The sequence below is a fragment of the Nonlabens sp. genome (assembly GCF_018401815.1).
GTDB lineage: Bacteria > Bacteroidota > Bacteroidia > Flavobacteriales > Flavobacteriaceae > Nonlabens.
On record NZ_JAGYKG010000001.1, the window covers coordinates 50,415 to 63,154 of the forward strand.

Consider the following 12,740-nt stretch of genomic DNA (forward strand, 5'->3'; position numbering starts at 1 on the left):
ACTTAATAGATTCTGTATTTATCCATATCATTTTTCTTCCAGTACCACACCATAATAAATCCAAATATCGCTCCTCCTATATGAGCTAGGTGAGCCACATTAGGATTACTGGCCACGATGTGAAAGGTAGCTAGTAATTCTTTGATCATATAGAACCCTATCAAATATTTAACTTTTATAGGAATAGGAATAGGAAACAAAACCAACTTCTCGTTGGGATACAACCATAAAAAAGCCGCCATGATGCCATAAACCGCACCACTTGCTCCTACAGATGGAATTCTGTAACTGGTTGCCATAAAATAAGCATTATTAAAGGTGAAACTATAAAAATCTACTACAGCGACCGTTAAAAAAGCACCAATTCCACACATTAGATAGAAAAACAAAAACCGCTGAGATCCCATCCAGCGCTCGATTGCTGGCCCTAAAAAAAATAGAGCAATCATGTTACCAAGCAAGTGTGAGATATCAAAACTATGCACAAACATATGGGTAACCGGCTGCCAGATATTGAAGTTAGGATTCTTAAAGAACCACAATGCCAAGGTCTCAAATAACTCAGGCGCTAAAAAAGTAATACCTAGGTATACCATTACATTAATAATGAGTAGGTTTTTAACCATAGGTGGTAAACTGATATTGATCATTTAATTAAATTTTGAGTGAAGACTATCTCCAGATAAGTTGATAAATATTTTTCTCCCAGAAGCAGTTATTTCTGGCTCTTTACAAGCAAATAGTTCATCTAATAAGCTTTCCATCGCCTCACTATTCAATGCCTCACCTGTCTTAATAGACATCGTCACAGCCATAGTTTGAGCTAACCTGTCTGCTGGAGAATACTTGTTTTCTGGTAATTCTTGTTGCTCTTTTGCAATGATCGCCTCTAAAACAAGAGGAACATCTTTTTCTTTTAATTCTAATGGAAGCCCCTCGATCTCTACCACATTATGCTCTAATGTCTTAAATAAAAAGCCAGTATGTTCTAGTTCTTCTTGCAAATTGATAAGAACAGCCACTTCATTTGCTGGTAAATTGAGCTTAATGGGGAAAAGCAATTGCTGGCTTACTCCATTTTGCACGGTAAGTTGTCTCAGTAACTTTTCATACAAAATTCGTTCATGTGCGCGTTGTTGATTCACCACCAGCAACCCACTTTTTAAAGTACTGATTACATACTTGCGCTGTAACTGAAAGATATTGCGCTGCTCTACTTCGGCTTTGTGGAACATAGAAGAGGTACTGCCTTGCGCATGTGTCTCATCAATAAGTTGTGAGGTTTCTTCTATTCCTGCATACAACGCCTCCCATGGTTGCGTTAGTGGCTTTTGAAATGAAGGTGTTGCATAGGATGTATTGGTATTACTTTCTTGCTGGAAGGGATTAAAATCCGGATTTACTTCTATCTTAGGAACCTGCGAATGCGCATTTTTTGCCACATCATAAGGCACTTCATATTGCTTTTCTTGCTGAAAATCAATAGCATTTACTGAAAACTGCCCTAAAGCGTGCTTGACACTTGATCTAAGAATCGCATATAAACTGTGCTCATCATCAAACTTCACTTCTGTTTTTGTGGGATGAATATTAATATCTACGCTGTCTCTAGGGACCGTGAGGTATAGGAAATACGACGGATTTGATTTGTCTTTTAAAAGACCTTCAAAAGCACTAGCAACCGCATGACTCAAATAATTGTGCCTTACAAACCTATCATTTACAAAAAGGTATTGAAGACCTCGAGTCTTTCTTGCAAATTCAGGTTTGCCAATAAAACCTTTAACCGTCACCAACTCGGTTTCTTCATCTACAGGTACTAGTTTTTCACTAGTCTTAGACCCCATAATACCAACAATACGCTGTCTGTAAGTACTTTTCACCAAATTAAACAAGGAGGTGTCATTGTGAGTAAAACTCATGGCTACCTCTGGATGTACCATAGCTACTCGGTGAAACTCATCCGTAATATTGCGCAATTCTACTTGGTCTGATTTCAGAAACTTTCTTCTAGCGGGTACGTTATAAAATAAATTACGTACACTGATCATTGTGCCTTGAGACGTGACTACAGGTTCTTGTCGACTGACTTTACTACCTTCTATTTCTAATAGGGTACCTAAGTCGTCCTCTTGTCGTTTAGATTTCACAGCAACTTGTGAAATGGCAGCAACTGAAGCGAGAGCTTCTCCTCTAAAACCTTTGGTGTACAAGTTAAAAAGATCATCTGCGGTGGCTATTTTTGAGGTAGCATGACGTTCAAAAGCCATACGAGCATCGGTCATGCTCATTCCCTTTCCATTATCAATCACTTGAATTAAAGTTTTACCAGCATCTTTGACAATTAGCTGTACTTGCATAGCACCTGCATCTATTGCGTTTTCTAGCAATTCTTTAACCACACTGGCCGGTCGTTGCACCACTTCTCCAGCCGCTATTTGATTAGCAACGTGATCTGGTAATAATTTTATTATGTCTGACATGAAGTCAATTAAAATCTAAAGATGGATAAATCAAAATCGATGATCCAGAGAAAAAGGAACACTAGAATGGCTATGATAATCAAAAGTCTTCTTTTCACCACTACATCTGCTCCTTGTTGAAGATCTTGAATCGCATTGCCAAATTTACCTTTTAATCCTACGTTATGGACCGTAGAGCGTTGATCATCAAACTTGTGTTTGATTTCAAAGGGTTTTGAACCCGTACTACTTTTATAGTAACGTGGCTCATAATCATATTTTTTATTCTTTCTGCGACCTATCAATCCCATAACCTCTGGTATTTTACAAATTTAACAAATACTGCTCAGACCTAGTGCAAAGATTGCTCCTAATAAACAGTGAGCTAAAAAATCAAAAGAGATCATAACTAGCTCTGAGAAAATACCAGTAGATCCCATTGTTATAGCGGTAAATATACAATCCTCCGGTTATACTTGTCAGATGATAGAACAGGGGAAACCCGTAAAAACTCTTGGGAATCAAAAAGGATCCCGAATCAAGTGCGGAAAATAATTTCCAAAGTTAAAATTATACAATACTGCCTACTCCAATTTGTGAGCTTGCTCACAAATCAACCTGCCTGCTGCCTTCTGAAAACTGTGACTGTAAACTATACCGAGTACATCTGATCTCTCAATTCCTTGATCTTCTTATCGTCCATATATTCTTCAAAAGTAGTGTAGCGATCTATCGCGCCGCTAGGAGTCAATTCGATCACACGATTACCTACAGTTTGTGCAAATTCGTGATCATGGGTAGTTAAAAGAACTGTTCCTTTAAAGTTCTTAAGGCTGTTGTTTAAGGCTTGGATAGATTCTAGATCCAAGTGGTTAGTAGGCTCATCTACCATAAGCACATTTGCTCTTTTCATCATCATGCGAGAAAGCATGCAACGCACCTTTTCACCACCAGAAAGTACGCGAGCACTTTTTAAAGCTTCTTCTCCTGAAAAAATCATTTTACCTAAAAAACCTCTAATGTGAACTTCTTCTCTCTCTTCTTCTGTTTGTGCATACTGTCTTAACCAGTCTACTAAATCCATGTCGACATCAAAAAACTCCGAATTATCAACAGGTAAATAACTTTGAACGGTAGTTACCCCCCAATTAAAAACTCCTGAATCTGCGGTGGCACGATCGTTTAGAATATCGTAGAATAATGAAGTCGCACGACTATCTCTAGAGAAAATAACGACTTTATCACCTTTAGCAAGGTTGATGTCTATATCTTTAAAAAGCACCTCTCCATCTACCGAACCTGTAAGTTTCTCTATATTGAGAATTTGGTCTCCAGCTTCTCGATCTCTGTCAAAAATAATAGCAGGATACCGTCTAGAAGAAGGTTTTATTTCAGAAATATCTAATTTATCTATCATCTTCTTACGAGAAGTAGCTTGTTTAGACTTGGCCATGTTAGCGCTAAATCGAGCAATAAACTCTTGCAATTCTTTTTTCTTGTCTTCCGCCTTTTTATTTGCTTGCTGGCGCTGTCTTGCAGCAAGTTGAGAGGATTCGTACCAGAAAGTGTAATTCCCACTGTATTGATTGATTTTACCAAAATCAATATCGGCTATATTGGTGCACACAGCATCTAAAAAGTGCCTGTCGTGAGATACAACAATTACGGTATTTTCATAATTGGCTAAAAAGTGTTCTAACCATGAAATAGTTTCATAATCCAGATCGTTAGTTGGTTCATCCATTACTAGCACATCTGGGCTTCCAAAAAGCGCTTGTGTCAATAATACCCGCACCTTTAATTTATTATCCATATCACTCATCAAAGTAGAATGATATTCTTCTCCTATTCCTAAGTTAGACAGAAGTGACGCTGCGGCGCTATCGGCATTCCATCCATCCATTTCTTCAAATGCGACTTGAAGCTCTCCTATTTTATCGGCATTCTCATCGCTATAATCTGCGTAAAGTGCGTCAATCTCTGTTTTTAACTGATAAAGAGGCTTGTTTCCTTTGAGAACTGTTTCCAGAACCGTATCCTGATCATGGGCATTGTGATCTTGCTCGAGAACAGACATTCTCTTACCTGCTTCCAGACTTACATGACCACTGGTAGGATCCATTTTACCCGTGAGAATTTTGAGGAAGGTCGATTTACCTGCCCCATTTGCACCAATTATCCCGTAGCAATTGCTGCCACCAAATTTTGCGTTTACCTCGTCAAATAATATACGCTTACCGAATTGTACCGATAAATTAGAAACCGTTAACATAGATTGATTTTTGAATTTGCAAAAATACTCATTCTAGGGAGTTTAAAAAAAACTCTTTGCCATCAATTTAACAAGGCATTAACTGGACTTTAAGATCAATAAGTCTTTTTTTGTAGTCACCGCTTTTTTTTGTATCTCTATGTTTGAAAAAATATCGCTTTCGCGAAAGCGTAACCCCTCTATTTTCTTTACCATTTGCGCTATGACGTACCTGGTATTTCTATCGAGCTGTGAAAATAAACATCAAAGCAACACTACTTCAATCGTACTCATTGGAAAGATTATTAACCCGAGAACAGATCATGTAATTTTAAGAAATTATGCTGGCATACAAGACACTTTAAAATTAAATAAAAAAGGAGTGTTTACAAAAAGGTATGAAGGGGTACAACCTGGACTATTTACTTTTGTGCATACTAATGAATACCAATCCTTCTACGTTGGGTATGGAGACACTTTGAGATGGCGACTCAATACTAAGGCTTTTGATGAATCACTATCTTTTACTGGCGCAGCAGCAAAAGAAAACAATTACCTCATCGACTTATTTTTAGAAATTGAAAAAAGCAACAGAAGCTTATTGAGTGAATACCAAAGAGAGCCTAGTAACTTTAAACAATTGATAGATGATCTTATCGAGAAAAGAATCAAAAAATTAAGAAAGGCCGCAAAAAAAGATGACTTTCAAGATTGTTTTGTTGAAAACACTATTAAAATCATAAAGTTTAATGGCTGGTCCAGGCTAGAGCGTTATGCCTATACCCATTACGGCAAAAATGATATCCTGAAGAGCGACGTATTGCCCTCTAATTTTTATTCTTACCAACACCATCTAAAAATTGATGACAGCAAATTGCTCAATAATTATGCTTACCGTACTTACATTACTTCTCTCGTATCTAATATTGCTCTGTACAACTGCGCTCGTAAACACGGTTCTGGGAAGGCTGTAGACCGAATGGGTTATGACTATCGCAAAGAAAAGCTACATGTGATCGATAGCTTATTTACTGATCAAGAACTTAAAGGACTGTTTGCAGGAATAGAAACTAGAAACTTTATAAGAAATAGAAAAAATGCAGAGGAAATTAAGAATTTAGTTTCAGAATTTTTAAAAATCTCTGAAGATGACGCTCTAAAAGACAACATCACTAAAATGGCTGCGACTTATATGAATTTAGATCCAGGCAATAAACTTCCAGATTTTGAATTATATCAATACAACAATAAGATTACTGCTTTGTCTGCACAAGTAAAAGGATTAGGTGTGCTTTTCTATTGGTCTAATGAAAATGAATCTTACGCCTTGCGCATTCATAAAAAAGTCAACGAGTTAAGAGGAAAGTATCCTGAAATTAACTTCATAGGGATCAATCTTGACGACCCTACCAGTAATGTATGGCATGAAGCAAGCGAGAAATTTGGCTTTAATGAATCATCAGAATTCCAATTGGTGGATAGTCAATCCATAAGTAAACAACTAGCGCTGAGGAATGATAATCGCAGTATGGTAGTTGGACCAAGTCTTACCATTATAGACCCAAATATCAATCTGTTCCATTATCAAATAGAAACCACCTTATTAGGTTATTTAAGTAGGTAAGACTATGGTACCTAAAAAAGCGGTCTCATTAAAAAATAAGACCGCTTTTTTGTTGTACAAAATGTACTGTTTATGAATTCCCTTTTTTATAGTCTGCTAGAAATGTGGCTAGACCTATATCTGTTAATGGGTGCTTTAACAAGCCTTCGATAGAAGAAAGTGGTCCTGTCATCACATCTGCTCCTAATTTTGCACAGTCAATGATGTGCATGGTATGTCGTACTGATGCTGCAAGTATTTGGGTATCAAAACCATAATTATCATAAATCATTCTTATCTCGGCAATAAGGTGTAACCCATCAGTACTGATATCATCAAGTCTACCTATAAAAGGCGATACATAAGTAGCACCTGCTTTTGCAGCAAGTAATGCTTGTCCTGCACTGAACACCAGTGTTACATTAGTTTTAATTCCCTTGTCTGTAAAATACTTACAAGCCTTAACGCCGTCTTTGATCATAGGAAGTTTTACCACTATCTGATCATTTAAGGCTGCTAGAGCTTCACCTTCCCTTACCATACCTTCAAAGTCTGTAGAGATCACCTCTGCACTGACATCTCCATCTACCAGTTCACAGATTTTTTTATAATGGTTAATAATATTTTCTCCACCCGTTATTCCCTCTTTAGCCATAAGAGAGGGGTTGGTGGTTACTCCATCGAGAATACCCATATCTTGGGCATCTGCTATTTGGTCTAAATTTGCGGTATCAATAAAAAATTTCATCGTTGTGTGTTAAGATGTTAATTATAACTGTGCTACAAAAATGAAGATTACCTTTCGTAAATAAGTGTTTTTATAAAAATAAATATGATTATTTTTTAACAAGCCATTTTGATAATGATCAGATGTACAACCCATACATGGCTACTTTAATAACTATTGATACAAGGCAGCAGCTGGCATCTATTTGAGCCAATAGCTGCTAGTAAAAAAAATAAAGCTCTTCTATTCTTCACCTTCATACATTTTAATGTGAACAGGAAGTCTTTTTATGGAACAGGTCGCAGTTACTCATTTGATGTGTCGATCATTTTTAGATCACTTAGAAAATTACTAGTCATTAACAAAAGAAGGATGATAAGGGTATTCCTTGGTTATGAGGTTGATAAAAACAGGTTTTTAGAAGTATTTATGAGGTCCTAAATAATGGAAAAGTTAGTGTTGGATTCTTCAGCTTTTGCGAAAGCGAAACAAGCCTCTCTTAACGAAACAATAAGCCAGCCTCTTAAAAATTTGATCAGCATTTTAAATTTTTGTTTTTCACACTTCGTATAACAATAGGTAGGGATTATCTGCTATTTTTGAACTTTTAATTATTCCCAATGAGTATATTTTATTTGTTACTAGGCTTAGTACTTCTCGTTATAGGGGGCGATTTTTTAGTTCGCTCCTCGGTAGGTCTGTCTTTAAAACTTCATCTTTCTAAGATGATCATTGGTCTTACTGTAGTTTCTTTTGCTACCAGCGCCCCAGAACTTATAGTAAGTATTCAGTCTGCAATGGATGGATTATCAGGACTTGCTGTAGGAAACGTTATCGGCTCGAACATCGCAAATATTGCATTGGTTATGGGAACAACTGCCTTAATTGCGCCACTGGCAATTGATAAAGACTTCTTTAAATTTAATTGGCCTTGGATGATGGGTTTTAGCATTCTATTATACGTATTACTCCTATCAGGATACAATTTGGTGCGCTGGGAAGGAGCGGTGTTATTAGGAGCAATGGTAGTTTTTCTGATTTTGTTGATTAGAAGAGCACGCAAGGATTCAGACGCTTTAGGTATAGAAAAAGAATTACAAGAGTCCAAATGGTGGCACATCTTTCTATTCTTTCTTTTAGGAGGAGCGGCCTTATGGCAAGGGAGTGAATTGCTGGTTCAAGGCGCAGTAGATATTGCCGCTCAATTAGAAATTCCTGAAAGTATTATTGCTGTATCTGTGGTTTCGGTAGGAACCTCGGTGCCAGAACTTGCAGCCTCGATTATAGCGGCATTAAAAAAAGAAAAAGCCATCTCTTTAGGCAACCTTATAGGTTCTAATATATTTAATATAGGTTCTGTATTGGGAATAACTGCCTTGATACAACCCATACAAATTAAAGAAACCGGGATGAGTTTGTTAACTAATGATATCTACTGGATGCTGGGTATTGCATTAATGCTCTTGCCATTGGCTTTTTTACCCAAAGCCTACCAAATCTCCCGTTATAAAGGCTTCCTTTATATAGTGACTTACTTACTTTTTATTTATAGTACCTTCTCTACCCTATAAACCATAGGGTTTGTTTACAAAGAATACCATATTGTTGATATTTAACCTTCTTTTTATTGGGGCTAGATCGTCATATTATATTATTTTTGTTCTAGTCTGTCAATTATAAACACATAACAAATGTCTACATTAAGATTTCAAGCACTAAAAGAAACACTCAATCGCAAAGAAATTGCTGTTCATGAACCAGCGAGACGAAGCGATATTTTTGGGAAAAATGTCTTTGGCAAAGGAGCTATGCGCCAACATTTAAATAAAGATGCCTACAAAAGCGTGCAAGACGCCATCGTTAAGGGCAGTAAAATTGATCGCAATATTGCAGATCATGTTTCTACAGGAATGAAAGAATGGGCCATCCAAAACGGTGCTACTCATTATACTCACTGGTTCCAGCCTTTAACAGGAGCAACTGCCGAAAAGCACGATGCATTCTTTGAATTAGAAATGGACGGTACCGTAATAGAAAAATTTGGTGGAGGACAACTTGTACAACAAGAACCAGACGCTTCTTCTTTTCCTAACGGAGGAATCAGAAATACATTTGAAGCTCGTGGTTATACCGCTTGGGATCCTACATCTCCAGCTTTTATTATGGGAACTACACTTTGTATACCAACAGTATTTGTAGCCTATACTGGAGAAGCACTAGATTATAAAACACCTCTTTTAAGATCTTTGCAGGCAGTAGACAGTGCAGCTACAGATGTATGTAAATATTTTGATAAAAATGTCTCTAAAGTGGTGGCTACTTTAGGTTGGGAGCAAGAATACTTCCTTATAGATAGCGCACTAGCCGATTCTAGACCAGACCTTCAAATGGCTGGGCGCACCTTATTGGGGCACTCTTCAGCAAAAGGACAGCAGCTAGATGATCATTATTTTGGAGCTATCCCTACGCGCGTATTAAACTTTATGCGTGATATGGAAACGGAGTGTATGCTTTTGGGTATACCTGTAAAAACACGTCATAATGAAGTAGCACCTAATCAGTTTGAATTGGCTCCGATTTTTGAAGAGGCTAACCTCGCCGTAGATCACAACTCCTTGCTAATGGACGTGATGAGAAAAGTAGCTTCCAGGCACTTTTTCAAAGTCTTATTCCATGAAAAACCTTTTGCAGGAGTTAACGGCTCTGGAAAACACAACAACTGGTCGCTAGCTACCAATACGGGAGTCAACTTGCTTTCTCCTGGAAGTACACCTATGAAAAACCTTCAGTTCCTAACCTTCTTTGTCAATACGATAAAAGCAGTTCACGATCATGAAGAATTGATCAGAGCCACTATCGCTAGTGCATCTAATGATCACAGACTTGGGGCAAATGAAGCACCACCAGCAATTATCTCTGTATTTATTGGCTCTCAATTGACTAGAGTCCTTGATGAATTAGAAAAAGTAACAGATGGAAAACTTTCTCCAGAAGAAAAAACGGATCTTAAACTAAACGTAGTTGGCAAAATTCCAGAAGTTATTCTTGATAATACCGACCGTAACCGTACTTCCCCATTTGCCTTTACAGGAAATAAATTTGAACTGCGTGCCGTAGGTTCTACCGCAAACTGTGCGAATCCCATGACCGTTCTTAACGCAATTGTTGCACAACAATTAATTGAATTTAAAGCGGAAGTTGATGCGCTTATAGTAGACAAAAAGCTTAAGAAAGACGAAGCGATCTTTAATGTACTGAGAGAGTACATCAAGAAGTCTAAGAAAATCCGTTTCGAAGGTGATGGTTATGGGGAAGCTTGGGAAAAAGAAGCTAAAAAACGCGGCTTAAGCAATAACAAAACAACACCTAACGCTCTTAAGGCTAAAATATCTAAGAAAAGCATCCAGCTTTTTGAAGGATTAAATATTATGAGCAAAGTCGAGACCGAGCTGCGTTATGAAATTGAAGTAGAAGAGTATGCCTTACGCATTCAAATTGAAGGACGCATTCTAGGGGATATTGCTCGTAATCATGTGATCCCAACAGCTATCAAATATCAAAATACCTTGATAGAAAATGTAGTCGGATTGAAAGAAATCTTTGGTAAAGACTTCAAAAAAATGGCTAAAGAACAAATGACCTTAATCGAGGAAATCTCTAATCATATCGAGAATATCAACAAGGGTATTACAGAAATGACTGAAGCTCGTAAAAAAGCTAATAACGCTAAAGATGCCGTAACAACCGCTGCAGCTTATTGCGATGACGTAAAACCCTACTTTGATGTGATACGTTACCACTGTGATAAACTAGAACTGCTTGTAGATGACGAAATTTGGCCATTAACTAAGTACAGAGAATTATTATTCACTAGATAATTTACATTTATTTGATACGTTACAAAGCCCTAGGATTTATGTTCTAGGGCTTTTTTTGTTCCGTTAGTTTTGCTTTCGCGAAAGCGAGATAAGTAATAACAAAAAACTCGCGCATCTCCCACTTATTAAAAAACATGTTAGACCGTCTGAAGAATCTAACAACAAACATTTAAAACTTGACTTATTGGAACATGGTTAAAGAGAAAGATATTTGTTGTAAAACTTAAATGGTGGCATGCACTAGAAAGTGGCCCCGAATGTTCACTGAAACTGGAGACTTCCCTCTTATTAATTTTCTTGATAACCTCTTTATACTTTTTTCTTAATAATGAGTACTTCATACTTTGTACTTAAATCTTAATAGTAACTTTGCAGTATGAGCCAAGACATTTCCAAAAGATATGCGCAGCGCGGTGTGAGCGCTGGCAAAGAAGACGTACATAATGCGATCAAAAACGTAGATAAAGGATTATTCCCACAAGCCTTTTGTAAAATTGTTCCTGATTCGTTAACAGGGTCAGAAGAACATTGTTTGATCATGCATGCAGATGGCGCTGGGACGAAGTCCAGCCTCGCCTATATGTATTGGAAAGAAACTGGCGATATCTCCGTATGGAAAGGCATCGCTCAAGACGCCTTGATCATGAATGTAGACGACCTGCTTTGTGTAGGAGCTACCGATAATATTTTACTTTCTAGTACCATAGGAAGAAACAAAAACGTGATAACAGGAGAAGTGATTTCGGCTATTATCAATGGAACAGAAGAACTTATAGCCGATCTTAAAAAACACGGTGTAGAAATTATCTCAACCGGTGGTGAGACTGCCGATGTTGGAGATCTCGTAAGAACCATTATCGTAGATTCTACCGTTACCGCTCGTATGAAACGCTCTGATGTAGTAGACAATGCTAACATAAAAGCTGGAGATGTTATTGTAGGATTGTCCAGCTCTGGACAAGCCTCTTATGAAACAGGGTACAATGGCGGGATGGGATCCAACGGTCTTACCAGCGCACGTCATGACGTTTTCAACAAAAGCCTTAAAGAAAAATACCCAGCCAGTTATGACGCAGCCGTTCCTGAAGAATTGGTATACTCCGGTTCTAAAAACTTAACCGATCCCGTAGAAGGAAGTCCGCTGGTTGCTGGTAAACTGGTCTTATCTCCTACCCGTACCTATGCGCCTATCATCAAAAAGATTCTAAGCGAGGTGAACCGAGAAGATTTACACGGAATGGTACATTGTTCTGGTGGTGCGCAAACTAAGATCTTACATTTTGTAAAAGACTTACACATCATCAAGGACAATATGTTTGAACTACCGCCATTGTTTAAAATGATTCAACAGGAATCAGGAACAGATTGGAAAGAAATGTATCAGGTATTCAACATGGGGCATCGCATGGAACTCTATGTAAATGAATCTATCGCACAAGAAATTATAGCGATCTCCAAATCGTTCCACGTAGATGCAAAAATCATAGGTCGCGTGGAAGCTGCAAGTTCTAATAAACTCACTATTGAAACTGAGTTTGGAATTTTCGAGTATTAAACCCATTGGTCAAGGGCAACTAGTTCTAGTTTCTACTTGATAAAATCCTCAATGCTTTGGTTGTATTCGAACCTCCAAAAACCGTGGGTATCACCTGGAATAAATAGAAGTTATTAGAGGTCTCACCACCTCCAGTTTCGGCTACATATAGCGTTTGCAAAAAGGTGCTTCTGTCCTGGTTTGATCATAATTTTATAGAAATCCCCGCGATGGCTCAAAGAATTCCAATGTTAAGAACTTAGTGAGGCATGTTGGATTTCGCCT

9 protein-coding genes are annotated in these 12,740 nt (G+C 37.7%); 4 read left to right on the forward strand and 5 right to left on the reverse strand.

The window, feature by feature from the left end:
* Positions 1 to 2 precede the first annotated feature (2 nt).
* From KG732_RS00280 to KG732_RS00295, 4 genes are all read right to left on the reverse strand, one after another.
* A complete protein-coding gene (locus KG732_RS00280) occupies positions 3 to 650 on the reverse strand; it encodes a rhomboid family intramembrane serine protease (protein WP_300980257.1) in 648 nt (215 codons plus the stop codon).
* Entirely contained in the window at positions 651 to 2,483 is a 1,833-nt protein-coding gene (gene mutL / locus KG732_RS00285; RefSeq protein ID WP_213520086.1) for a DNA mismatch repair endonuclease MutL, read from the reverse strand.
* A gap of 8 nt (positions 2,484 to 2,491) precedes the next feature.
* A complete protein-coding gene (locus tag KG732_RS00290) occupies positions 2,492 to 2,773 on the reverse strand; it encodes a riboflavin synthase subunit beta (protein ID WP_213520088.1) in 282 nt (93 codons plus the stop codon).
* Between the two features lie 341 nt (positions 2,774 to 3,114).
* Positions 3,115 to 4,734: an ABC-F family ATP-binding cassette domain-containing protein gene (locus KG732_RS00295; RefSeq protein ID WP_213520090.1), complete on the reverse strand. Its 1,620-nt coding sequence runs from the start codon at positions 4,732 to 4,734 to the stop codon at positions 3,115 to 3,117.
* A gap of 139 nt (positions 4,735 to 4,873) precedes the next feature.
* Between KG732_RS00295 and KG732_RS00300 the strand changes: the two genes are divergently transcribed.
* Positions 4,874 to 6,337: a redoxin domain-containing protein gene (locus KG732_RS00300; protein WP_213520092.1), complete on the forward strand. Its 1,464-nt coding sequence runs from the start codon at positions 4,874 to 4,876 to the stop codon at positions 6,335 to 6,337.
* Positions 6,338 to 6,407: 70 nt separating this feature from the next.
* On the opposite strand, the gene fsa is transcribed toward KG732_RS00300, so the two are convergent.
* Positions 6,408 to 7,064 (reverse strand): fructose-6-phosphate aldolase, encoded by a 657-nt coding sequence (gene fsa, locus KG732_RS00305; RefSeq protein ID WP_213520095.1) that lies wholly within the window; start codon positions 7,062 to 7,064, stop codon positions 6,408 to 6,410.
* A 599-nt stretch (positions 7,065 to 7,663) separates the two neighbouring features.
* On the opposite strand from fsa, the gene KG732_RS00310 reads away from it, so the two are divergent.
* The 3 genes from KG732_RS00310 (at position 7,664) to KG732_RS00320 (ending at position 12,476) form a co-directional block, all read left to right on the forward strand.
* On the forward strand, positions 7,664 to 8,614 hold the full coding sequence (locus KG732_RS00310; protein ID WP_213520097.1) for a calcium/sodium antiporter: 951 nt from the start codon (positions 7,664 to 7,666) through the stop codon (positions 8,612 to 8,614).
* A 120-nt stretch (positions 8,615 to 8,734) separates the two neighbouring features.
* Positions 8,735 to 10,921, forward strand: a complete 2,187-nt coding sequence (locus KG732_RS00315; protein WP_213520099.1) for a glutamine synthetase III — start codon at positions 8,735 to 8,737, stop codon at positions 10,919 to 10,921.
* A 376-nt stretch (positions 10,922 to 11,297) separates the two neighbouring features.
* Positions 11,298 to 12,476: an AIR synthase related protein gene (locus tag KG732_RS00320; protein WP_213520101.1), complete on the forward strand. Its 1,179-nt coding sequence runs from the start codon at positions 11,298 to 11,300 to the stop codon at positions 12,474 to 12,476.
* The last annotated feature ends 264 nt before the right edge of the window (positions 12,477 to 12,740 follow it).

Bases quoted from the DNA above. Each gene is read 5' to 3' on its own strand.
- fsa (WP_213520095.1), bottom strand. From the start codon at position 7,064: ATGAAATTTTTTATTGATACCGCAAATTTAGACCAAATAGCAGATGCC.
- KG732_RS00300 (WP_213520092.1), top strand. From the start codon at position 4,874: ATGTTTGAAAAAATATCGCTTTCGCGAAAGCGTAACCCCTCTATTTTC.
- KG732_RS00320 (WP_213520101.1), top strand. From the start codon at position 11,298: ATGAGCCAAGACATTTCCAAAAGATATGCGCAGCGCGGTGTGAGCGCT.
- KG732_RS00280 (WP_300980257.1), bottom strand. From the start codon at position 650: ATGATCAATATCAGTTTACCACCTATGGTTAAAAACCTACTCATTATT.
- KG732_RS00295 (WP_213520090.1), bottom strand. From the start codon at position 4,734: ATGTTAACGGTTTCTAATTTATCGGTACAATTCGGTAAGCGTATATTA.
- mutL (WP_213520086.1), bottom strand. From the start codon at position 2,483: ATGTCAGACATAATAAAATTATTACCAGATCACGTTGCTAATCAAATA.
- KG732_RS00315 (WP_213520099.1), top strand. From the start codon at position 8,735: ATGTCTACATTAAGATTTCAAGCACTAAAAGAAACACTCAATCGCAAA.
- KG732_RS00290 (WP_213520088.1), bottom strand. From the start codon at position 2,773: ATGGGATTGATAGGTCGCAGAAAGAATAAAAAATATGATTATGAGCCA.
- KG732_RS00310 (WP_213520097.1), top strand. From the start codon at position 7,664: ATGAGTATATTTTATTTGTTACTAGGCTTAGTACTTCTCGTTATAGGG.